The sequence below is a fragment of the Plesiomonas sp. genome, assembly GCF_051652165.1.
Classification (GTDB): Bacteria; Pseudomonadota; Gammaproteobacteria; order Enterobacterales; family CAMTGL01; genus Plesiomonas.
On sequence record NZ_JBOFTR010000004.1, the window covers coordinates 348,042 to 371,173 of the forward strand.

The 23,132-nt window shown below is 43.2% G+C and carries 22 protein-coding genes and 1 riboswitch; of the genes, 12 read left to right on the forward strand and 10 right to left on the reverse strand.

Annotated features, from left to right (window positions below; genetic code table 11):
* The 3 genes from rsxB to ACRC53_RS04020 form a co-directional block, all read right to left on the reverse strand.
* Positions 1-561 carry an electron transport complex subunit RsxB gene (gene rsxB, locus ACRC53_RS04010; protein ID WP_438642270.1) on the reverse strand — a complete coding sequence of 187 codons (561 nt, stop codon included), beginning with the start codon at positions 559-561 and terminating at the stop codon, positions 1-3.
* Positions 562-563: 2 nt separating this feature from the next.
* On the reverse strand, positions 564-1,142 hold the full coding sequence (rsxA, locus tag ACRC53_RS04015; RefSeq protein ID WP_438642271.1) for an electron transport complex subunit RsxA: 579 nt from the start codon (positions 1,140-1,142) through the stop codon (positions 564-566).
* A 176-nt stretch (positions 1,143-1,318) separates the two neighbouring features.
* Positions 1,319-2,878 carry an EAL domain-containing protein gene (locus ACRC53_RS04020; protein WP_438642272.1) on the reverse strand — a complete coding sequence of 520 codons (1,560 nt, stop codon included), beginning with the start codon at positions 2,876-2,878 and terminating at the stop codon, positions 1,319-1,321.
* A gap of 1,417 nt (positions 2,879-4,295) precedes the next feature.
* On the opposite strand from ACRC53_RS04020, the gene uvrB reads away from it, so the two are divergent.
* Positions 4,296-6,314: an excinuclease ABC subunit UvrB gene (gene uvrB, locus ACRC53_RS04025; protein ID WP_438642273.1), complete on the forward strand. Its 2,019-nt coding sequence runs from the start codon at positions 4,296-4,298 to the stop codon at positions 6,312-6,314.
* 42 nt (positions 6,315-6,356) lie between these two features.
* Here uvrB and yvcK read toward each other — a convergent pair whose 3' ends face one another.
* On the reverse strand, positions 6,357-7,256 hold the full coding sequence (yvcK, locus tag ACRC53_RS04030; RefSeq protein ID WP_438642491.1) for a uridine diphosphate-N-acetylglucosamine-binding protein YvcK: 900 nt from the start codon (positions 7,254-7,256) through the stop codon (positions 6,357-6,359).
* Between the two features lie 118 nt (positions 7,257-7,374).
* Entirely contained in the window at positions 7,375-7,581 is a 207-nt protein-coding gene (locus ACRC53_RS04035; protein WP_438624031.1) for a hypothetical protein, read from the reverse strand.
* Positions 7,582-7,909: 328 nt separating this feature from the next.
* Positions 7,910-8,060, forward strand: a riboswitch (molybdenum cofactor riboswitch).
* Here ACRC53_RS04035 and moaA point away from each other — a divergent pair.
* The 9 genes from moaA to ACRC53_RS04080 all read left to right on the forward strand — a co-directional run bounded on the left by moaA (position 8,052) and on the right by ACRC53_RS04080 (position 14,361).
* The gene (moaA, locus tag ACRC53_RS04040; protein ID WP_438642274.1) at positions 8,052-9,032 is read left to right on the forward strand and encodes a GTP 3',8-cyclase MoaA; all 981 of its coding nucleotides are present in this window, start codon (positions 8,052-8,054) and stop codon (positions 9,030-9,032) included. (Overlaps the previous riboswitch by 9 nt.)
* Positions 9,033-9,074: 42 nt before the next feature.
* Positions 9,075-9,587 (forward strand): molybdenum cofactor biosynthesis protein B, encoded by a 513-nt coding sequence (gene moaB / locus ACRC53_RS04045; RefSeq protein ID WP_438642275.1) that lies wholly within the window; start codon positions 9,075-9,077, stop codon positions 9,585-9,587.
* Between the two features lie 13 nt (positions 9,588-9,600).
* Complete coding sequence (moaC, locus tag ACRC53_RS04050; RefSeq protein WP_438642276.1) at positions 9,601-10,080, forward strand: cyclic pyranopterin monophosphate synthase MoaC; 480 nt, start codon at positions 9,601-9,603, stop codon at positions 10,078-10,080.
* Positions 10,077-10,322, forward strand: coding sequence for a molybdopterin synthase sulfur carrier subunit (moaD, locus tag ACRC53_RS04055; protein ID WP_438629025.1), 246 nt, complete (start codon positions 10,077-10,079; stop codon positions 10,320-10,322). The genes moaC and moaD overlap by 4 nt, the downstream gene beginning before the upstream one ends.
* Before the next feature lie 2 nt (positions 10,323-10,324).
* The gene (gene moaE / locus ACRC53_RS04060; protein WP_438629031.1) at positions 10,325-10,810 is read left to right on the forward strand and encodes a molybdopterin synthase catalytic subunit MoaE; all 486 of its coding nucleotides are present in this window, start codon (positions 10,325-10,327) and stop codon (positions 10,808-10,810) included.
* Complete coding sequence (modA, locus tag ACRC53_RS04065; RefSeq protein WP_438642277.1) at positions 10,786-11,580, forward strand: molybdate ABC transporter substrate-binding protein; 795 nt, start codon at positions 10,786-10,788, stop codon at positions 11,578-11,580. Before moaE ends, modA begins: the two co-directional genes overlap by 25 nt.
* A 90-nt stretch (positions 11,581-11,670) precedes the next feature.
* Positions 11,671-12,348, forward strand: coding sequence for a molybdate ABC transporter permease subunit (gene modB / locus ACRC53_RS04070; protein ID WP_438642278.1), 678 nt, complete (start codon positions 11,671-11,673; stop codon positions 12,346-12,348).
* 12 nt (positions 12,349-12,360) lie between these two features.
* Complete coding sequence (gene modC / locus ACRC53_RS04075; RefSeq protein ID WP_438642279.1) at positions 12,361-13,545, forward strand: molybdenum ABC transporter ATP-binding protein; 1,185 nt, start codon at positions 12,361-12,363, stop codon at positions 13,543-13,545.
* A 156-nt stretch (positions 13,546-13,701) separates the two neighbouring features.
* Positions 13,702-14,361: an ion channel gene (locus ACRC53_RS04080; RefSeq protein ID WP_438642280.1), complete on the forward strand. Its 660-nt coding sequence runs from the start codon at positions 13,702-13,704 to the stop codon at positions 14,359-14,361.
* A gap of 603 nt (positions 14,362-14,964) precedes the next feature.
* Here the strand turns inward: ACRC53_RS04080 and moeB are convergent.
* Complete coding sequence (moeB, locus tag ACRC53_RS04085) at positions 14,965-15,732, reverse strand: molybdopterin-synthase adenylyltransferase MoeB (protein WP_438642281.1); 768 nt, start codon at positions 15,730-15,732, stop codon at positions 14,965-14,967.
* 2 nt (positions 15,733-15,734) lie between these two features.
* The gene (gene moeA, locus ACRC53_RS04090) at positions 15,735-16,988 is read right to left on the reverse strand and encodes a molybdopterin molybdotransferase MoeA (protein ID WP_438642282.1); all 1,254 of its coding nucleotides are present in this window, start codon (positions 16,986-16,988) and stop codon (positions 15,735-15,737) included.
* A 512-nt stretch (positions 16,989-17,500) separates the two neighbouring features.
* On the opposite strand from moeA, the gene folE reads away from it, so the two are divergent.
* Together folE and yeiB are read left to right on the forward strand one after the other, a co-directional pair.
* On the forward strand, positions 17,501-18,157 hold the full coding sequence (folE, locus tag ACRC53_RS04095) for a GTP cyclohydrolase I FolE (protein ID WP_438642283.1): 657 nt from the start codon (positions 17,501-17,503) through the stop codon (positions 18,155-18,157).
* Positions 18,158-18,325: 168 nt separating this feature from the next.
* Positions 18,326-19,486 (forward strand): DUF418 domain-containing protein YeiB, encoded by a 1,161-nt coding sequence (yeiB, locus tag ACRC53_RS04100; protein ID WP_438642284.1) that lies wholly within the window; start codon positions 18,326-18,328, stop codon positions 19,484-19,486.
* A gap of 34 nt (positions 19,487-19,520) precedes the next feature.
* On the opposite strand, the gene ACRC53_RS04105 is transcribed toward yeiB, so the two are convergent.
* From ACRC53_RS04105 to csgH, 3 genes are all read right to left on the reverse strand, one after another.
* Complete coding sequence (locus tag ACRC53_RS04105) at positions 19,521-20,393, reverse strand: SanA/YdcF family protein (protein WP_438642285.1); 873 nt, start codon at positions 20,391-20,393, stop codon at positions 19,521-19,523.
* A gap of 387 nt (positions 20,394-20,780) precedes the next feature.
* Positions 20,781-22,484, reverse strand: coding sequence for an NAD-dependent malic enzyme (locus tag ACRC53_RS04110; RefSeq protein WP_438642286.1), 1,704 nt, complete (start codon positions 22,482-22,484; stop codon positions 20,781-20,783).
* 165 nt (positions 22,485-22,649) lie between these two features.
* Positions 22,650-22,976: a curli-like amyloid fiber formation chaperone CsgH gene (gene csgH, locus ACRC53_RS04115; RefSeq protein ID WP_438642287.1), complete on the reverse strand. Its 327-nt coding sequence runs from the start codon at positions 22,974-22,976 to the stop codon at positions 22,650-22,652.
* Positions 22,977-23,132 lie beyond the last annotated feature (156 nt).

Below are 23,132 nucleotides of genomic sequence, written 5' to 3' on the forward strand. Positions count from 1 at the left end.
TTAATTGATGACCTTAACAGGAATTGTGTTCAGATCCCATTTCCATGTGTCGGGTGTAATATCGACAGGGATCAATTCGATACAATCGGTCGGACAGGGCGCAACACAAAGATCACACCCAGTGCAGAGATCACTGATTACCGTATGCAGTGATTTGGTTGAACCGACAATGGCATCAACTGGACAAGCTTGAATACATTTAGTACAGCCAATACATTGATCTTCATGAATGAAAGCAACTTTTTTCCGTAAATCAGCATTTACTAATTCTTCATTGATAGCCGGAGGCTCAACACCTAGCAAGTCAGCTATTTTAATAATGACAATTTCACCGCCAGGTGCGCACTTATTGATTTGCTCCCCTTGACTGACTGCTTCAGCATAAGGCCTACAACCGGGATAACCACACTGTCCACACTGACTTTGTGGTAAAATAGCGTCTAGCTGATCAACAATAGGATCAGCATCAACTTTGAATTTGATAGAGGCAAAGCCTAAAAGCACACCAAAAACAAGTGCAAGTACCACTAACGCTAAAATAGCCACCACAATGCTAAACATGTTTATTTAACCAGACCGGTAAAGCCCATAAAGGCTAATGACATTAAACCTGCTGTAATCAGTGCAATTGAAGAGCCTTTAAAAGGGGCAGGGATATCGGCTAATGCCAAACGTTCACGTAAAGCAGCAAACAAAATCAGCACAACAGAAAAGCCAACCGCAGCACCAAACCCGTAGATTACAGATTGAATAAAATTATGTGCTGAGTTGGTATTAAGCAGAGCTACACCTAATACGGCACAGTTTGTAGTGATAAGAGGTAAGAAAATACCCAATAAACGGTAAAGTACAGGGCTCGTTTTGCGTACTACCATTTCAGTAAACTGCACAACAACGGCAATAACTAAAATAAATGCCAATGTACGTAAATAGTCAATACCTAAAGGAAGTAAAATAAAGTGATCAACAAGGTAAGAGCATACTGACGCAAGCGTAAGTACAAAGGTGGTGGCTAACCCCATACCAATAGCGGTTTCGAGTTTTTTGGATACCCCCATAAATGGGCATAATCCGAGAAATTTGACCAACACGAAGTTATTGACAAGCACTGTGCCAATAAGCAGCAGAATATATTCGGTCATGGGAGCTACCTTAGATAACAAAAAACTGCCGTATTATCAGCAATTCTGTCTGTTTCGACAACCTACCAATGACCGTGAGATGCGAGTTAGTGTTAAAAAAAAGCATTCTATTAAGAATGAGATGCCTTTTTGAGTAAAGAGCCGACAAAATAGCAATGAAATACGATTTTTGTGATTTAACTAACGAGTTTTAACAATTCTGAATGATGTACTGATTTTGGTTTTGCAACAACATAACCTTGAATTGCATCTACTCTTAAGTGAATAAGAGCTGATTTATCCTCTTGTTTTTCAACATTTTCTGCAATAACACGCGTACCTAAACGGTGTAAGGTGTCAATAAAAAGACGCATCACTTGCTGTGTATTTTTGTCTGCGTCAATATCACGAGTATACCGAGAAGCAAGTTTGATAAATGAAGGCTTGTATTTTGATAAAATGGCTAATCCATCGAGTTGCTGACCAAAATTACACAAACAGACACGTACACCGTATTGATGAAGAACATTAATTAATTGCCCCGCATTTTCTGGATAAGTTTGCACAGCCTCCGTTGGAATTTCGATAACCAGCAGTTTGGCAATTGTACTTTCTTGCTCAAGATAATGGGTAAGCCAACGTAAAAAGCCCACATCGTTGACGGTATGAAAACCAAGATTGACAGCAAGTATACCTTCACCTTTAAAACTGTTAAGCACAGCTTTAATTTTAGTTAATAGCATCATATCAAGTTGTGCCATACGACCATGGTACTCTGCCATTGCGATGACTTTTTCCGTTGACATTGCTCCTTTTGAAAAAGTAAAGCGTGAGAACAGCTCGTGATACTTTGGCATTGTCTCACTGATACTGAGAGTAGACTGGATATCAAATGCAACATCGGCATTAGCAATTTGTAGGTCTAACTCATAATGCCAATTGTCAATTTGCGGTTGTTCAGTGTATTCAACTTGCCAACTGCGATGCGGCAGAGAAGCTACAATGCGTAAACTCTCTTCTGCATGATTGAGTGCTGCACCCCACTGATTTCCATAGAAGCTGACAAATGTAATATTGGCTGCACGATTCACATGATGACGTTGTGCTATTTGTTCAAGTGATTGCGCACACCGCTCGGCAAGGCGCTCAGGGTTATCTATTTGGTGCGCAGAGGCAACCCAAGCAAACATTGCACCTTCAAATCGATATAATTGACCTAATGGTAAACCATGAATAGTCAATTGTTCGGCAATCTCTTGCATAAAAAGATCGCCTAATTTATTGCCACCGCGTTGGTTTAGCTCATGAACAGGAGCAACATGAATTAATGCTAACCAATGTTTTGCATTATCTTCAGGTAAAAGAGAAAGTTGCCGTATAAAATTAGTTCGATTAGGCAAGCCTGTTAATGAATCACGATTAACATCTTTTGCTATTAACTCAAGCCGATGTTGTAACTCCGCTTTTTCTTGTCTCCAACCTTGTGCGTACTGTGCAACCAATTTTGTTTCGGCTGTATCATTAGGGCTTGCTGCAGCACTCAGTGTTTGTTCTAGTTTACTCAGACGTTCTGCTGCAAGTTGTTTAATTTTGAACAACTCTATACTGAACATACTTGCACAAAACATTAATAAAAGAACAAGTGTAACAGCAAGAGATAATGAGTAGGCTGATTGAAAGTAAATCAGAGTGGCAATAACACTAAAATAGATAATTACCCGCCAAATAGAGGTTAGCCAAGATACTTTTCTACTCATCGCGATAATATTCTCTTTAGGCAAATGTAGATAATTTGATTATATCAGTCTATTCGTATTTGTTATTTTAAAACGATAATTATTATGTGATTTACATTCCATAATTAAATGTTTATTTTCAGAAATGAACGGTGTTGATTGGAGATGTATTACATATATTTTGTATTTAGAACAGTCTATCTATCAGATTTACAATGGAAGTGTATGCCAATAGCCGTTATTAAAGGGAGAAGAAAAAGAGAGTGAATATATAATATGCATCAAGAGTATGGGGTTTTTCATAACGAGATGTTAATGATTTGCTTCTAGATGGTGTTGTTTTGTTGTTAGGTGATTTGTCAAGCCTATTTCATCGCGTTTATTCTATTTGCTGCATTATACAACTCATTGATATTTATCCTCATTTAAATTGTTGACTTCTCCTTTTTTCTTTAGAAACACGAAAGTTATCCACTGAATCTGTGGATAACTGTGTGGGCTATATTAAGACAGTTTGGTGAGTGCCTTTAGTTCTCTTGGTTTGTAGCAAGTAAGCTATTTTGTTTGTTTGCTGGCGTAGTATGGGATTAATTAAGGTTGTGCTTATGTGATTTACCGCACAATAACAGTATGTTTACAGATGATAATGGGGTGGTTGAAAAGTAGACATATTGACAGTAGTTACATGGCCAATTAATCGATTTTTTAGTATAACTGATGCGTTTTATCTTTAAACACAGATAAGTATAACAAGAGAGAGGAAGATTGAAGAGATTCTTAAACAATGTGAGATGATGTTCAAGATATGATACCGCTGTTTTTGTAGAGTGAATAGTGAGTTGTTAGGAAGGTTGTTGAACAACATTGTTTGTTTTTGTGGCAAAATTACTGCACTTTAAATCTGATTTTGAAATGAAGAGAGCATATTAATGCTCGAGAGAGAGCGATGAATACTCTTTATTTTGTTATTTTTATATCCTTAATCATGCTTTAAGTAGCGAAATTATTTATGGTTTGAGTTTTACTGAGTAAGTGAGTGATTAATGTTGTGGTTATATCTTAATTCTTAAAAAGAAATATTATAAGGTGATGATTGACAGTATTTAGATGTTGTATGATATGAATCTAAAATAATAACGTAATTTTCTCTGTATTTAATATGATTGAAATATTAATCGTGTGCGATTTGCTAATGTCAGTATATTGTTATTATTGTGATATGGGTATATCCGTTAAATATACAATAAGATAAACGTATCAGTATAAAATGTAAAGTTTGTTTATTGTACAGTAGGAGTATAATGGAAATGTCAATATGCTTATATTATACAGCATAAACTATAATATGATCGCAGCAGTAATGGCTAAACAAGCTCGAATTTCGTTATAAAGCCGCGCATAATAGAGAGATAACAAGACAAACTGCAGTAGGGTAAGCATGAGCAACGCGTTTGAACTTGAATCAACATTCCAGCCTGCCGGTGATCAGCCGGAGGCTATACACGCGCTGATTGATGGTATTGACGCGGGGTTGGCTCACCAGACATTGCTGGGTGTAACGGGGTCGGGAAAGACGTTTACTGTAGCAAATGTGATTGCCACCTTAAAACGCCCAACCATGATACTAGCACCGAATAAAACACTGGCTGCTCAGTTATATGGTGAGATGAAAGCCTTTTTTCCACACAATGCGGTGGAGTACTTTGTTTCATATTACGACTATTATCAGCCTGAAGCGTATGTGCCGAGTACGGATACCTTTATCGAAAAAGATGCGGCAATTAATGACCACATAGAGCAAATGCGTTTATCGGCAACCAAAGCTTTGATGGAGCGCCGAGATGTGGTGGTAGTTGCCTCGGTGTCTGCAATTTATGGTTTGGGTGATCCTGACTCCTACCTGAAAATGATGCTGCATTTACGGCGTGGCGATAAGCTTGATCAGCGGTTTATTCTGCACCGACTCTCTGAATTGCAATATAAGCGCAATGATCAGGCATTTCAGCGCGGTACATTTCGTGTGCGTGGTGATGTGATTGATATTTATCCGGCTGAATCTGATGATCATGCCGTTCGGGTTGAGCTGTTTGATGATGAGATCGATCGCCTATCAGTGTTCGATCCGCTGACGGGTCAAGTTCAGCAGGAGGTAGTGCGTTACACGGTTTACCCGAAAACCCACTATGTGACGCCGCGTGAAAAGATCCTCGATGCGATTGAGCAGATTAAAACAGAGTTAGTAGAGAGAAAGGCAACGCTGCTAGAACACCATAAATTGCTGGAAGAGCAGCGGATCAGCCAGCGGACGCAGTTTGATATCGAGATGATGAATGAGCTAGGTTACTGCTCAGGGATAGAGAACTACTCGCGTTATCTATCGGGTCGTAACCCCGGAGAGCCACCTCCGACACTGTTTGATTATCTGCCGCACGATGGTTTACTGATCATTGATGAATCACACGTTACTGTGCCACAAATTGGCGCTATGTATAAAGGTGATCGATCACGCAAAGAGACGCTAGTGGATTATGGGTTTCGCTTGCCTTCTGCACTTGATAATCGCCCGCTAAAATTTGAGGAGTTTGCTGCATTAGCTCCACAAACCATTTATGTCTCAGCAACACCTGGAAAATATGAACTTGAACATTCGGGCAGTGACATTATTGAGCAAGTAGTGCGGCCAACAGGGTTGCTTGATCCTATCATTGAGGTGCGTCCGGTAACGACACAAGTAGATGACTTACTTTCTGAAATTCATCTGCGTACAGTCATTAATGAACGTGTATTGGTGACTACGTTAACTAAGCGGATGTCGGAAGATCTTACCGAATATCTTGAAGAGCACGGTGTGCGCGTGCGTTATCTGCATTCGGATATTGATACGGTTGAGCGTATGGAGATTATCCGTGATTTACGTTTGGGGTTGTTTGATGTGCTAGTGGGGATCAACCTTTTGCGCGAAGGGTTGGATATGCCAGAGGTCTCACTGGTGGCGATTTTAGATGCCGATAAAGAGGGCTTTTTGCGATCTGAACGCTCATTAATTCAAACCATTGGTCGAGCGGCACGGAACCTGAACGGTAAAGCGATTTTGTACGGTGACAAAATTACCCCTTCAATGGCTAAGGCGATCAGTGAAACTGAGCGTCGGCGTGAGAAACAACAACTGTTTAATCAGCAGCATGGTATTACGCCACAAGGGTTGAACAAAGCGGTAGCTGATGTACTCGATGTAGGTTCGCGTGTACCACCAAAAGCGAAGGGGAAAACGAAAGGACGAAAAGTGGCTGAATCATCGCCTGCATATCACGCTATGTCAGCTAAAGAGCGTGAGCATGAGTTGCAGGCATTAGAGCAAAAAATGTATCAACACGCACAAAACTTAGAGTTCGAAGAGGCCGCAGCACTACGTGATCAACTGCAACGGCTGAGAGAGGAATTTATACAACTCTCATAAACAAACTATAGCAAGCAAGATATCGCTATAACGCAGATAATATTAGCATAAGGCCTGTTCAATGGCCTGTTTTAACAATTGGCGATCATGACGATAGGGAATATCGGCTGCGTCGAGGATGGTTTGAACAATTCGTCGGTTCTCTAACATACTGACATCAATTTGTGGCCCAACAACAACACCTGTGATGCAACGCCGGCCAATGTGCCGCTCGATAATATCGAGTTTCTCACTAATATTCAGCGTTGCAGCAGGGCTGTGCTCTTTGGCTAAATTGCCGATATAAACCACATGTGCAGCATTTGCGTGGCGAATTGCCTCGGCAATTTCGCTGTTTAGCAGAGGGGGCAGCAGGCTAGTCATAAAACTGCCCGGTCCGATTAAAATTAAATCAGCACGCTCAATTGCCGTTACTGCTTCGCGTGTCGCCGGAACGGGGGGCACTAACTCTAAAGACCGCGGTAGCTCGGTCAGGGCATCAATATTAACCTCACCAAATACCGACATGCCATCAGCGCATACGGCGGCCAAATCAACCGGATGCTCTGACATTGGAATGATATGAGCATCTACTTTTAATAATCGCCGCACCAGATTAATGGCATCTAACGGCCGAACGCTCAGATCATCAAGTGCTTTGAGCATTAAATTGCCTAAATTATGCCCTGCTAAATCGCCTTCACCAGTAAAGCGATACTCAAACATGGCTGATGCTACGGTTGGTTCAGAGATCAACTGATTAATGCAGTTACGGGTATCTCCCCAAGCTATACCGCCTTCCGCCATACGAATACGGCCGGTTGACCCACCGTTATCGGTGGTGGTGACAATACCGGTTAAGCGGTGACCTAATGAACCTAATGAAGAGAGAACACGGCCTAATCCGTGTCCACCACCTATAGCAACAACATGATTTAAATCTGCAAGCATGGAGGTACGCATAATAAAGTCAGTATCAGATAACGGTAAGATACAAGAAGAGAGCTGACCATAAGAAATAATCTTATCAAACTCAATCAATAATGTTGACTGACCGCACGTTATGCTATGTGTTTGCTGCTTATTTAATCCGTTCATCGGGCAATAGCACCAAATGGCCTTCCGTATCAAAGTACCAGCCTTTGATAATATGGTGCGCTGACATGTCTTGAAAACCGGCTAATACAGTGTGTGCTTCGGTTAGTGCTGTCTCATCATCATAACCGTGCATACGTTTGAGATATTTTGCCAACTCAGTAATGCCCACTGATTCAGTAATATTGCTCATATCTACCTCTATACAAATTGTGCGTGTCTGTTATGAAGCGTAGACGGTTTTCATTATATTGGCGTGTGGTTACGTCTCTTTTTCCTTCCCTTAAAACGTTTTTCGGCGCTTTGCTCTTGCTCTGAAAACAAAAACAGCAATTATTTATGGGAAGATAAACTGAAGCGAAAAAATAGGCTGGGCAGCCTGCGAAGCTTGATCTAGTTAGAATTTTTACCTAATACCCCGTGATGATGATTGTAATTTTGCTACACAGATACATAAAATAGCGATACGCTTTACATCTATTTATAGTTATGTCGTCAATTTCACTCGATGCAGTGAACCTTGCCGCCAAAAACTCCGAAGCCATTTTACCTAAGTGCAACACTTTTTTGAGGTTGGATAGGGAAAGATGGCCGTGGTTCAACGAACCACCGGGTTAGAGCAGAAATGCTTTAGCCTCCCGACATTTGGAAAGGTGTTTTAAGGTGCAGCAACTTAAAGATACGTTTAACCGCGAGTTTTATTACTTGCGGCTATCAATTACTGATGTGTGTAACTTTCGGTGTACCTATTGTTTGCCTGACGGTTATAAACAGACCTCTAAAACGGCGTTTTTATCTCCGAATGAAACTCGCCGGATTGCGCACGCCTTTATTGCCTCAGGCACCGATAAAATTCGGCTAACCGGCGGTGAACCAACATTGCGTCGTGACTTTCTTGAAATTGCCGAAGGTATCAGCACTATTGCTGGGTTACGGACCTTGGCGCTTACCACCAACGGCTACCGCATGGCCAAAGATGTTGCCCGCTGGAGGGCTGCTGGTGTTAATGCACTTAATGTGAGTGTCGACAGCCTAGATCCGCGTCTGTTTCATTCGATTACCGGTGAAAACAAATTACGGGAAGTCATGGCCGGTATTGATGCTGCGTTTACCGCTGGATATGACAAAGTCAAAGTGAATACGGTGCTGATGAAGGGGTTAAATGATCGTGGCCTGAATGATTTTTTAGGCTGGATTAAAGAGCGCCCGATTCAATTACGCTTTATTGAGCTGATGCAGACCGGTGAAATGGGCGAGTTGTTTGCAAAGCACCACCTTTCAGGGGGCGTAATCCGCGATATTCTGCTGCAACAGGGTTGGCAACCGGTGGAAAAACAACGCAATGCGGGGCCGGCACAGGTTTTTCGCCATGAAGACTATTGTGGTGAAGTTGGTCTTATCATGCCGTATGAAAAAGATTTTTGCCAAAGTTGTAACCGCTTACGGGTCTCGGCAACCGGTAAATTGCACTTGTGCCTGTTCGGGGATGAGGGCATTAACCTGCGGGATTTACTGACCGAAGATCAGCAACTTCCGTTGTTGCAACAGCGTTTACAGCAGGCGTTACTGAGTAAAAAACAGACCCATTTCTTGCATGCCGGTAATTCTGGCAGCACACCGCATCTGGCATCGCTGGGCGGATAATAAAAAACCAAGATTACTATAATGATAGGAAGGAGTGACACCATGGGACACGCAATTGCTGATTTTCAACCTGCAATGCTGGCGGTACTGACCGTATCAGATACCCGTACTGAAGAGAATGATACTTCAGGCCAGTTTCTGGTGAATGCCGCGACAGAGGCAGGGCATCAGGTTGTAGCAAAAAGTATTGTGCCTGATGATGTGTATCAGATCCGCGCCATTGTTTCTGCATGGATTGCCAACCCACAGGTTCAGGGCATTTTGATCACCGGTGGAACCGGTTTTACTTCGCGTGATACGACACCTGAAGCTGTACGTGTGTTGTTTGATAAAGAAGTTGAAGGTTTTGGTGAGTTGTTCCGCATGGTGTCATATGAAGAGATTGGTACATCAACTATCCAGTCGCGCGCGATTGCCGGTTTTGCTAACCATACGGTGATTTTTGCTATGCCAGGCTCAACCGGTGCATGCCGCACTGCGTGGGAAAAGATCATCTGCGATCAGCTCAATGCCAGCTATCGCCCGTGCAACTTTATGCCTCATCTGAAAGCGTAATATCGGGAAGCGTATGACTGAGTTTACCCATATCAATACCCGTGGCGAAGCCAATATGGTTGATGTTTCAGCCAAAGATGAAACAGTGCGAGAAGCGCGAGCAGAAGCATTTGTTGACATGGCCGCTACTACACTGGCAATGATTATCGGTGGGCAGCACCATAAAGGTGATGTGTTTGCCACCGCACGTATTGCTGGAATTATGGCGGCAAAGCGTACGTGGGAGCTGATCCCACTGTGTCACCCGTTATTGCTGTCTAAGGTGGATGTCAGCATTGTGGCTGAACCGGAAAAACAGCGGGTACGCATTGAAAGTGTATGCCGTTTGAGCGGTAAAACCGGGGTTGAGATGGAAGCATTAACGGCAGCTTCGGTTGCGGCGCTGACCATTTATGATATGTGTAAAGCGGTGCAAAAAGACATGATCATCAGTCAGGTGCGGTTACTGGAAAAAAGTGGCGGTAAATCGGGCGAGTTTAAGGTGAGCGAATGATTCGGGTGCTTTTTTTTGCGCAGGTGCGTGAGCTGGTGGGCGAAGATATGCTGACACTGAACGCGGAATTTGCCACGGTAGAAGCGTTGCGGCTTGAACTCTCTGCGCGTAGTGATAAATGGGCATTGGCGCTAGAGAAAGAGAAACTGCTGGTGGCAGTAAATCAAACGTTAACGCCGTTAGACAGTCCGCTACACGATGGCGATGAAGTGGCTTTTTTCCCGCCAGTAACCGGAGGCTGATGATGAACACAATACCGCCAGCACTGACGCGTATTCGGGTTAGCGAAGCGCCGTTTAGTATTGATGAAGAGCACAACTGGTTATCGTGCGATGATGAGAGCGGGGCAGTTGTCACGTTTGTCGGAAAAGTACGCAATCATAATCAGGGTGATGATGTTGTCGCGCTGCGTTTAGAGCACTATCCTGCGATGACAGAAAAAGCGTTGGCGGATATTGTCTCTGAAGCTCGCAGCCGCTGGCCGTTGCACCGCATTTGTGTGATTCATCGGGTGGGTGATCTGCATTGTGGTGAGCAAATTGTGTTTGTCGGTGTCAGCAGCGCGCACCGTGATGCCGCATTTGCAGCTAACACATTTATTATGGATTACCTAAAAATGCGTGCGCCGTTTTGGAAAAAAGAGCAAACCCCTGAGGGTTCTCGCTGGGTTGAGGCCAAACATAGCGATAAAGAGGCGGCAGCGCGATGGTCAGATTGTTCAGCAAGCTGAGTGCACACTGCGCCAATAACGCGGTTAGGAAAGTGCATTTTGCGGCCGTGGTGATCAGTGTGTGTACTGCGCTGATCAGTAGCCCTGCAGTGCAGGCGGATACGCTCAATATTGCAGTTGCTGCCAATTTTAAACCGACGCTCGATGCGCTTGCCCCGTTATTTGTGCGCCAGTCAGGGCATCAGTTGCGCATAACCTCGGCCTCTAGCGGCGTGTTGTATACCCAGATTATCAACGGTGCGCCGTTTGATGTTCTCTTGTCGGCAGATACCGAGCGACCGGAGAAACTTGAACAAGAGCAGCGCACGGTGGCCGGTTCGCGTTTTACCTATGCACAAGGGCAACTGGCCTTGTGGAATATCGGAGAGCCGGTTTCACTGGCTGACCCAAAAGCATGGCGCGGCCGTTTGGCAATTGCCAACCCACGTACTGCACCGTATGGCAGTGCAGCAAAAGCATGGCTAGAGCAACATAATGCCTGGCAATCGCCTACATTAACGTTAATTACCGGTGCAAATATTTCACAGACGTATCAGTTTGTTGATACTGGCAATGCCAACATGGGGTTGGTGGCGTATCCGAATGTGTTGGTTAGTCAACCCAAAGGGCAGATATTGCTGTTACCGGCAGAGAGTTATCCGGCTATTGCGCAACAGGCCGTGATTTTATCATCTAGCTCTCATTTAGCTGCGGCCAAGCAATTTAGCGCATTTTTACGCAGCGAACCGGCCAAAAAGCTGATCCGCGAACAGGGGTATTTGCTGCCTTGAGTACTCCCTTATCAGCTATTTTTTGTTTTGGTGCGATCTTTTTTTGCTATGGGATCTCTCCTTGTTATGGAATAGGGCAGAGCCGTGTCTGTGGCTGATTGGCAAGCGGTCTGGCTGACACTGAAACTGGCCGCCTCTACAACTTGTGTGCTGATGCTGTTCTCTCCGTGGCTGGCATGGTGGCTAGCACGTAGCCAGAGCCGTATTCGCCCACTGATTGAATCTCTGGTGTCATTGCCGTTGGTGTTACCGCCGACTGTGCTGGGGTTTTACCTATTACTGGCATTTTCTCCGCAAAGCTTACCAGGCTCATATTGGCAGCAGCTTACCGGCCAGACACTGGCTTTCTCATTTTCTGGTCTGGTTATTGCCTCAGTACTCTATTCACTGCCGTTTGCCGTACAACCCTTGCAAAGTGCGTTTGTGAATATGGGGGATAAAGAGCTCAATGCTGCTCGAACACTTGGATTCAACGGCATTGCTCGTTTCCGGTATATTGTGCTGCCGATGTCATTCCCCAGCTTTATTATTGCTGCCGCGCTAAGTTTTGCTCATACCATTGGCGAGTTTGGCGTGGTATTGATGATTGGCGGTAATATCCCCGGACAAACGCAGGTGTTGTCAATTGCGCTGTTTGATCATGTCGAAGCGATGGATTATCAAAATGCCCACGCTCTCTCTGCCGGATTATTGCTATTTTCCATAGCAATGCTGACGTTGGTTTATGGTGTGTTACAGCGCCGTCAGCGTCGGCTGTTAATTAGGTAGCGGAGTATCTGAATGGGATTTTTCCAGCGTAAATTAAAAGGGCGTACCCCGAACAACAGTTCTGCTCAAATAGCATGTACGACAGATGCTCTTTTCCAAAACCAAAACCAAAACCAAAATCAGGCTACAGACGATCAAACCTTGCAGATACAGGTGCATACAGCGCTGTCTGATTTCACTCTGAATGTAGATATCTGCTTGCCTGCGCGCGGGATCCACGGAATATTTGGCCACAGTGGGGCGGGGAAAACCACCTTGCTGCAAATTATTGCTGGGCTAATGCCCGTAGATCATGCCCATATCCGTTTTTCCGGCGTGCAGTGGCAATGCGCTTTAGGCTCTTCTATCCCACCAGAAAAAAGATCTGTAGGTGTGGTCTTTCAAGATAGCCGACTTTTCAACTGGCTGACGGTTCGGCAAAATTTAACACTGGCCGCGCGTTACGCCCCTAAAACGCCGCCAGATATTGTGCAACTGGCCGAGCGGCTTGGGTTTACGCCACTACTGGATCTAGCGGCACACAAGCTCTCTGGTGGCCAGCGCCAGCGGGTGGCCATTGCCCGTGCGCTGATGGCAACACCGGCTCTGTTGCTGCTTGATGAGCCATTATCGGCACTTGATAGCCATGCGCGTCGCTTACTGACCGCTGAGATCGCCCGGTTAGCGAAAGAGCTGGATTTACCGATGTTATATGTCAGCCATGCAATGGAAGAGGTTGTCACGCTGTGCGAGCAGATTGTGGTGCTGCGAGCCGGTGAGGTAGAGGCGCAGGGCGAACCGACCGATCTGTTCTCACGTACTGATTTATCACTGGCACAGCACCCTGAGGCCGCAGTTCTGCTGAATACTCAAATCACCGGATATGATGCTGAAAATCAGCAGATTATCGCTGATTGCGAAGGGCAACAGCTGCGTATTCCGGGTGATGACATTACCCCGCAACCATGGCGTTTGCGGGTGCTGGCACGAGAGGTGTTATTGTCACGCAGTGAGTTGCCGCCTTGCAGCGTGCAAAACAGACTGTGGTGTCGGATAACTCAAATCGGTGAGCCACACAATGGCATGGTGATGGTGCAATTATATTGTGGTTTGCAGCCATTGCTCGCTCGTATTTCATGTCGGGCATTAAATCAGATGGCGTTGCGAAACGATGAGTGGGTTTTTGCCTACATTAAAGCGGTAGGATTGGTGAGTTAGTCACAATAAGAATATTTCTAGTCGCTAAGTGCATCATACCGTAATATTATTGTGTAGTAGTAATAACGGTGCTACAAATAAGCCGATAAATAAATATGTGAGTGATGAGCAATCAGCTTATTTGATAGGGTATAACTTAAAAACTGTAGGTTTTGTGTGATTATTAATAGATTTGAAAATAATTTTGTTTTATTCACAATATCCATTGTGGTGTTTCTTTTGATGTTGGGTTTAATTCCTATAGCTCAGTTTGAGGAAGCAAAACTTATTGAGTCTTTCTCATTTTGGCTATTATTAGTATTATCATTGGTTAGTCTTAGATTAAGCCCATTATCATTTAAACGGTTATTATTTTGTTTTGTTTTTTTTATTCTTGCTGATGTAATTGGAAATCATATCACTAATGCAGCGCAATCACTTAGATTAGTTGCGATGCTTGTTTTCATGTGTATTATTTTCATTGAGGTTTCATCACAAATCTTTTTCTCAAAAGAGAGCACAGTAAACAGAATCTTGGGATCTTTGTCATTATTTTTAATAATAGGTATTCAGTGGGCGATCATTTACCTATTTTGTGAGTCTGTTGCGCCAAACTCATTTTCAGGGCTGCAAGCAGAAGATAATACAGCTATGTTTGTGAATGCGATATATTTTAGCTTTATAAGCCTTACATCGGTAGGGTTTGGGGATGTATTACCTTTGTCATCAATGGCTAAAATAATAGTGGCTATTGAAGGGGTTACGGGTTTGTTTTATATGGCAGTTGTGGTATCAACACTTGTCAGTTCTGTTCAACTTCGCCCAGAGGATAAATGATTTTATTTCATTGATTTTAAATCATTTTTTATTCGTGTTCCTGAAGGGGTGTATCAGTATAAACTGTTTTTGTTTATCTCAATGGGGGGCTTTGCTCCCTTTGTTTTTTGTTTTTTGTTTTTTGTTTTTTGTTTTTTGTTTTTTTAGTGCTAAGTGCTAAATTGATGATTGAATTTATAGAGAATATTTCTTTGGTATAATAGATTTATACTGTTTTTGTATCAGTGATAAAATATATAGCGCACTTTAAAGTGACACTCTACATTTTTAATGGAAAAGTAAGAGTTTAACAATGTATAAAAAAGACAGTATTTTGAAAAAAGTACGTAAAAAGCAGAGTCTAAAAATAGTAACTAAGCATGTAATCTACAAGAGCCTTGGCTAAATAAGTAAATGTTTAGGTAAGTGATTAAATGAAGAGCAATGAATATTTATAAAGTAAAAAACAAAAGCATTGAGTTTCATGTAAATAAGCCGTTATTCATAATTACAGATAGGAAATTAATGAATAAGACTCGCTAATTTAGCAAGTCTTATTCGTTTGTATTCTGTTATCAAGTTGTACTGTGTTTTGACATGTTTTATTTATGTGTGAACAGTAAACTATAGGCTATTCGTATGCTCAGAGCAGACATCACAATCAGCAAAACGCAGCAATGCCATCTCCCTAAATTGTAGAGTGCGCCCATCAATTAACAGCAATTTCCCTGCAAGTACACAACCTATTTGCGTAATATATTTGATCGCCTCTAATGCTTGCAAATTGCCAACAATACCAACAATAGGGGCAATAACGCCAGCCTCAACACAAGAGAGCGCATTATCACCAAATAAGTGGCTTAGGCAGCGGTAGCACGGTTGGCCTTCAGCATAGGTAAAGACGGAGAGCTGACCTTCAAAACGGATTGCAGCCCCCGAAATTAACGGAGTTTTACTGTTAAAACAGAGCTGATTGAGCTGATTACGGGTGTCGACATTATCGGTGCAATCAAGCACCAGATCGTGCTGGGTGATGAGTGTAAATAAGTCATCATCCTTAAGCTTTCCGTTCAACGGTTCTACGCGGATATGCGGATTGATAGCCCGCAACTCTGTGGCCGCCGACTCGACTTTTGGCATACCAATACGCGTATCACGATGCAGAACCTGCCTTTGTAGGTTTGAGAGTGATACGGTATCAAAATCGAGCAGTGTCAATGACCCTACACCGGCAGCGGCCAAATACTGCGCCGCCGCGCAGCCCAATCCGCCAAGCCCGACAATCAGCACTGATGCTGCTTTTAGCTTTTCCTGCCCATCAAAGTCACATTCACGCAGCACAATCTGGCGGTTGTAGCGCAAGGTTTCAGCATCACTGAGTTCGGTCTGCATTTTTATGCTCCGAGTAGGGTATTAAACGGCTCGACCGTCACCATCTCTCCGGCATCCACATGTCCGCGATCTTGTTCCAGCACAATAAAACAGTTTCCCTGCATAAATGAGCTGAAGACATGTGACCCCTGATGACCGGTTGAGCTGACACTTAAGGTCATCGTGCCGGTTTGTGGATCAAGCGTGCTGTGCAATACACCGCGCTGAAAGTCGATTCGGCCTTGTGATTTTTTCAGGCGATCATTACAGCGAACCTGAAAACGCAGGGGCATTTTCCATGTACTGTGGCCAGACAGTGCGGCAATCAGCGGCTGTACTAACTGATAAAAGGTGACCGCCGCAGAAACCGGATTACCCGGTAATCCGCAGAACCAACTGTGCTGCAAGCGGCCAAAGGCAAACGGTTTGCCCGGTTTAATGGCCAGTTTCCAGAAGGCAACTTCACCCATTTCATCTAAAATTTGCTTGGTGTAATCGGCTTCACCCACGGAAACACCGCCTGAACTTATCACCAGATCGGCTGCGGCATCGGCCTGTTCAAAAGCACGGCGAAAAGCGTCAAGATCATCGGGGATAATGCCCAGATCAATGATCTCGCAGTCAAGCTTTTCCAGCATTAAACGAACGGCCAGCCGGTTACTGTCATAAATTTGTCCGTCGGCCAGAGGTTGACCTGGTTCACGCAGTTCATCACCGGTCGAAAAAAGAGCCACTTTTAGGCGACGGTAGACGCTTAATTGCGTAATGCCGAGCGAGGCTATCATCGGTAAATGGGCAGTACTGAGTTTTGTGCCCGCAGGCAGTATGTCACTGCCACGCTGTACATCTTCACCTGCCAGACGAATATTCTGCATTGCACGTACTGGGTGGGTGAAGGTAACGCCTTTTGCCGTTACCTCGGCCTGTTCTTGCATGATCACGGCATCACAGCCGTCTGGAATGACTGCGCCAGTCATAATCCGAATACAGGTGCCTGTTGGCCATTTACCATTGAACGGTGCACCTGCAAAGGCTTTTCCGGCAACCGGTAAACAATGTGGCGTGGAAAGATCAGCGAGTCTCACAGCGTAACCATCCATTGCCGAGTTCGCAAAAGGCGGTACGTTAATCGGGGATTGCAGTGCAGTTGCAGTAATCCGCCCAAAGGCGTGATCCAGTGCAACAGTTTCCGTTGTGCAGCAGCAAGAAACGTGCTTTAACAGGGTAGATAATGCGTGATCGAGTGTTTGCAAACCCGTAGTGGCACAGCAATCCATGTGATACTCCTCTTAACTCTTTGGGAATTTATTGTTTATTTTCATGTTATAAAGGCTGTTATTTGTTAAGAAAAATAAAACAGACCTTTCTGATTAGAAACCATCTTTTGGCATCGCGTTGCTTAGTATAAAGCCTTTAATAAGAGAATCGCATTGATTTCCCTTTCAAGAAGGTATCAATGCAATTGTGCTGTTTTCAATGATATGGCATGTGATCTCTATGTAGCATTTTATTTTCAATAATGTGATTTTCATGGTGAAATTAATGGGTGTTTTCACTTTTAAATGTATAGTTGCTTTATTCTGATGCAATAAAATGAAATAACCTGATTAACATCAAGGTAGATTTTTTTTTCGTAAGGGTTATGCTTCTAAAAAACAGAGCGTTATCGTCTGTCATGTTTAGACGGTGCTCTACTGTTTATTAAGACAATGCACTGTGCCCCTAGCACCCTGTAAAATAATATTTAGTATCGGGGTAATAGCACAATTCGATTTATGTGGAGAACATAATGCCATCGCTTACAGAAGACGCTAGTAAAGTTCGTGCTGCACTTGAGGCTCATGGCCTTGAAACACCGATGAAATCATCAGGATTAGATAAAAATACGCGCCGGGAACAGATTCAGCAGCATATGACTGAGGTGATGCGTTTACTGAATTTAGATCTTGATGATGATAGTTTGGCAGAAACGCCACGCCGTATTGCTAAAATGTATATCGATGAGGTTTTTTCTGGATTAGATTACAGTACATTTCCGAAAATTACGGTCATTGAAAATAAAATGCATGTTGATGAAATGGTGACTGTTCGCGGCATTCATTTAAACAGTACATGTGAGCACCATTTTGTGACTATTGATGGGGTAGCCAATATTGCTTATATCCCACGTGATAAAGTGATCGGTTTATCTAAATTAAACCGTATTGTGCTCTTTTTTGCCCAACGCCCGCAGGTTCAAGAGCGGTTAACACAGCAAATTTTAGTTGCACTGCAAACGTTATTAGATACCGATAATGTTGCTGTTTCTTTAAATGCAGTGCATTATTGTGTTAAGGCGCGCGGTATTCGTGATGCAGGAAGCTCAACAGTGACAACGGCGTTAGGGGGAATATTTAAATCTAACCAGAGCACTCGCCAAGAGTTTTTGAGTGTGGTGCGCAGTTAGTCTATTCTGCTCTGCCATTATCTTTAGATTAGGCTTATTACATTTTAGAAGAAGGGTGCTGAAAGGCATCCTTTTTTGTTTTTATTTTGTTTAGATTTAAAGGTGTTGTTAAAGTAGGAAAATATGAGTCAATAAGTGCAAGTAAATATAATAATAGCGAGAGGTTGCATGCAAGAACGTTTAGCGGTGCTAGATGGTGCTAGAGGTGTGGCGATATTGGGTATTTTATTGCTCAATATTATCAGTTTTGGTTTACCTCAAGCTGCGTACTTAAATCCGGCATTTGCAGGGCTACCTTCTGTTGGTGATACATGGGTATGGGCCGCACAGAATTTATTAGCAGAACAAAAATTTCTGACGATTTTCGCACTGCTGTTTGGCGCTGGAGTGCAACTACAATTACGACGGGGAAAGGGTAACGAGTTTATGAAATCTCGCCTGTCGTGGTTACTGCTATTTGGCTTATTTCATACTCTTTTTTTGTGGGATGGTGATATTTTACTCTCTTACGGACTTGTTGGGCTAATGTGCTGGCGACTCATTCGTGATGCACAAAGCCCACGCAGTTTATTGCGTTTTGGGTTGGTGTTATACAGTTTAGGGTTATTGTTACTGTTTATTTTAGGATGGTTAAGCTTAAATGCTGCACCAAGCACATTTTGGCAGCCTGATTGGGTTGCTCTTGATAGTGAAATTAGCACGAAACTCAATGGTGGCTGGGGCGCTGTAACATATCGTTTTCACCAAATGATCTCAATGTTATTAGTGGTGATGTTGCAGTATGGTTGGCAACTTGCAGGGCTAATGGTGGCAGGAGCAGGGCTTATTCGTAACGGTTGGTTACAAGGTAGCCGATTACCTCATCAATATTGGCGTAAAGCAATTGTGCTGATTTCGCTTGGTTTACTGATTCAAAGCCCAGGTATTTGGCTTAATATTGCGGTGAAGTGGGATTTTCACTGGAGTGCCTATTTTGGACAGATCCCGCGTGAAATTGCTGCACCGATTCAGGCTATGGGCTATTTAGCACTATGGTATGCGATTTTTCCTTCTATTCAGTATTCGCGCTTTGCACAGGCAATGGTTTCTGTTGGGCGAATGGCACTGAGTAACTATATTTTGCAAACACTATTGTGTAGCCTGATTTTTTACCATTTTAGTTGGTTTAATCAACTTGATAGGTTGCATTTGCTGATGTTTGTTCCTGTTGTTTGGTTGATTAATATTCTATTTTCAGTGTTTTGGTTGCGCTATTTTTCTCAAGGCCCATTAGAGTGGTTATGGCGAAAGTTGGTATTAATCAGTGTTTCTCATCATAACGCACTATAATATTGAGATTGTTAGTTGTATCAAATGATACTATTTATGCTGAAGGTAAATGTGCCCATGGTGGAAAAATAGCAAGTGGTGTTTTTTTAGGGCGATGTAAATCAGCGCGTAAATACGGTATTTGAGTTGTATTTGTTGAGGCGGTGATCCGCACAAAAAAAGACAGTAATTGTTGCGGGAGTGTTGCTTTCGAGGGATTAGTCAGTGCAAGCTCAAAAACGGAAAAATAGGCTGACTCTTGAGTAAACTTTGGTGCTGGAAATATGACATCACCCTGAGGAATAGGCTCTTTGGGCCCTAAAAAGCGTGGCTGGCTGCCAAGTAGGTAGAGATCAGATACTGCCGCAAGACGAGCAAATATTTCACGTGTTCGGGTTTTTAGATAACTATCTGGCATAGAAACGGCAAAGCAAACCGCATTAATGTTGTAGTGGTGTGCAATCATCAATGCGCGTTCACAATGAAAGCGTTGTGTGATGATGATAAACTTTTCTGTATCGAACACTTTTTTAGCACGAACAATCGAATCGAGAGTACGAAACCCTGCAAAGTCGAGCACGATAGCTTGCGGAGGAACACCAGCTTTGATTAAGTCTCGCCGCATATTGCGTGGTTCATTATAACTAAGTTGTGCATTGTCTCCGCTAACAAGCACACGTTTAATTTTCCCTTCATGGTACAAGGCCGCTGCGCCATCAATGCGGTAGGTATAAAAAGTATTGAGTTTTCCTCGGCTGACATATTTTGCTGTGCCTAGCACTAAACCGACAGGGGAGTCGGGCACTAAAGTGATATCTTCATAAATGTATGGCGAAAAACGCCAGCTAACCCAACGATCAAGCAGTAGCAGTGTTAATACTGCTAGTAATGAAAGAAACAATAAGTATTGTAAGCTTTTATGCCACATGGCAAGTGTTCTACCTTTACCCATATCTTTTTTACTTTACCGCACTATCTCATTGAAAGCACGAGACAAAGATAAGAACAGGGAATGCTTACATATTGCGCTGTAAGATCTGATCTTATCGAATACTATTTTTGCAAAAACAAACGTTTATCTCAATTGTGGATGTATGAGTTTCTATTATTATTGGTTTGAAATACGTAAAGTTGATGGTTTATCGTGAGTTTCGGTAAAAGAGCGTGTTTATAGAAAACTGATATGAAGGAAAAATCATGTTGTCGTCGGTAAAATCATCAGAGAGTGTACTCTCTGATGATTAAAGGTGACATTTACATATCAGGTAGTAACATATTGTTTATGTTGTATTTATCAACAATATTTTACCGACAGTTAGAATGAGGTTCGTTTATATTGTCGATATTGTGCATTCCAAAAATTCTGCTCAATACTGTGCTCTAGAGCTTCATCAGGCGTTTGTACTGCAACACCATCAAATTGCGCGGCTTTTGCCACTTTTAACGCAATATATTTGCTGAGTTTTTGAATTTCAGACAAACATGGCAACAGTGAGCCTTCGCCATTATTTGCTAATGGTGAGCAGTCGGCCAGTGCTCGGCTTGCAGCCATCAGCATATTATCCGTAACCCGACGTGCGCCTGATGCAATAACCCCCAAGCCAATACCTGGGAAAATATATGAGTTGTTGCATTGGGCTATCGCATAAGTTGTGCCTGCATGTAATACCGGTGCAAATGGGCTACCTGAAGCAACAAGTGCTGCGCCATCTGTCCAACGAATCACATCTTCAGGACGCGCTTCTACTCGTGAAGTCGGGTTTGATAGGGGCATGACAATCGGGCGGGCACAGTGGGTATGCATTTCACGAATAATCTCTTCGGTAAATAACCCCGGTTGACCAGATACACCAATTAATACCGTTGGTTTGGCGTTACGTACAACATCCATCAGTGAGATGGTGTCAGAAGAGAGATCCCAGCTTTGTAAACGATCAATTTTTTGTACCAGCTTGGTCTGGAACTCAAGCAGTGTTGGCATCTGATCGGTCAATAAGCCAAAACGGTCAACCATGAATACCTGTGAACGGGCCTCTGCATCACTTAAGCCTTCGGCTTTCATTTGCGCAATAATTTGTTCTGCAATACCACAACCAGCAGAGCCAGCACCTAGAAAGGTAATGCGCTGATCGCGCAGTTGGCTACCTGCTGCACGGCTTGCTGCAATTAAACAACCGAGAGTGACTGCTGCAGTGCCTTGAATATCATCATTAAAGCAGCATAAGTCATCGCGATAACGATTAAGCAGTGGCATAGCATTTTTCTGAGCAAAATCCTCAAATTGCAGTAAAACATTTGGCCAGCGGCGTTTAACAGCTTGAATAAATTCATCGACAAAAGCGTCGTACTCTTCGCCGGTGATTCGTGGATGTCGCCAACCCATATACATAGGATCATTAAGGCGTTGTGGGTTATTTGTGCCTACGTCAAGAACAACAGGCAAAGTATATGCTGGGCTAATACCACCACAAGCGGTATACAATGAAAGTTTACCGATAGGAATGCCCATTCCACCGATACCTTGATCACCTAAGCCTAAAATTCGCTCGCCATCAGTGACAACGATGACTTTAACATTCTGCTTGGTCGCATTTTGCAGCATATCATCAATGCGATCTCGATTTGGATACGAGATGAACAAGCCGCGTGCCCGACGGTAGATATCAGAAAATTGCTCACAAGCTTGGCCTACGGTCGGGGTATAAATGACTGGCATCATCTCTTCAATGTGATCTTCAACTAAACGATAAAACAGTGTTTCGTTGGTATCTTGAATGTTACGGAGGAAAATGTGCTGATTAATTTCACTGTGGAAGCTGGTGAACTGTTTGTAGGCGCGGTTAGCTTGTTCTTCTATCGTTTCAATAGCCTCTGGCAATAGGCCTTCTAGATTAAAAAACTGACGCTCGTCTTCTGTAAACGCATTGCCTTTATTCAATAAAGGGGTTTCTAGCAGTGCTGCACCGGCATAAGGAATATAAAGGGGGCGCTTGGTGTCCTGATTATTTTCAGTTGTCATAGTCTTTAATGTAAATAGGTTTGTAGGAAAGGCGAGGTTGATCCTAAGACGATGCGGTAGAAAGTAAATTGGTATTACTCATAAATGTGCGAGCGCGCAAGTTATGGGAATTTAGTGTGCCAGAAACGCAGATAATCTATGATGTCATAGAGTATGCAGCACCATTTATTGCTGAGGAAGTGTTGTTGATGTACGAGATAGCAACAAATTGTCTGAATAAAGCTCAACAGAGATAGTCACTTTATCTGTTGGTAAAAGTGTAAAGCGCATAGAAGAAAGAACTTCAGGTTGATTGGCTCGAAAATGACTCTCTTGCTGTTGTGATGTAGTATTGCGGCCTGATTTTCCCATTTTTGCAATACGAATTTTATAGTTGCACAGGCAATTTTGTGTTGTTTGCGCGTATGCTTGTACGGTTGACTCTGCTCCTTGCGTTTTTATATTAAACCAAAGTTGTGATTGCAATGCACCGGCTAACAGTAAAGAGAGCATAGTAATGCCTTATTGGTTTAGCAAATGATGAGGAAAAGAGCAACTAACCGCGGTGTAAGCTATAAAATAAAGAAGCGGCAAGTGTTAGCTCCGCTTCTTTATCAGATAATACAGTATCATGTAGAGCTTTTTTGAATAAAACGCCAACGAGGTTTA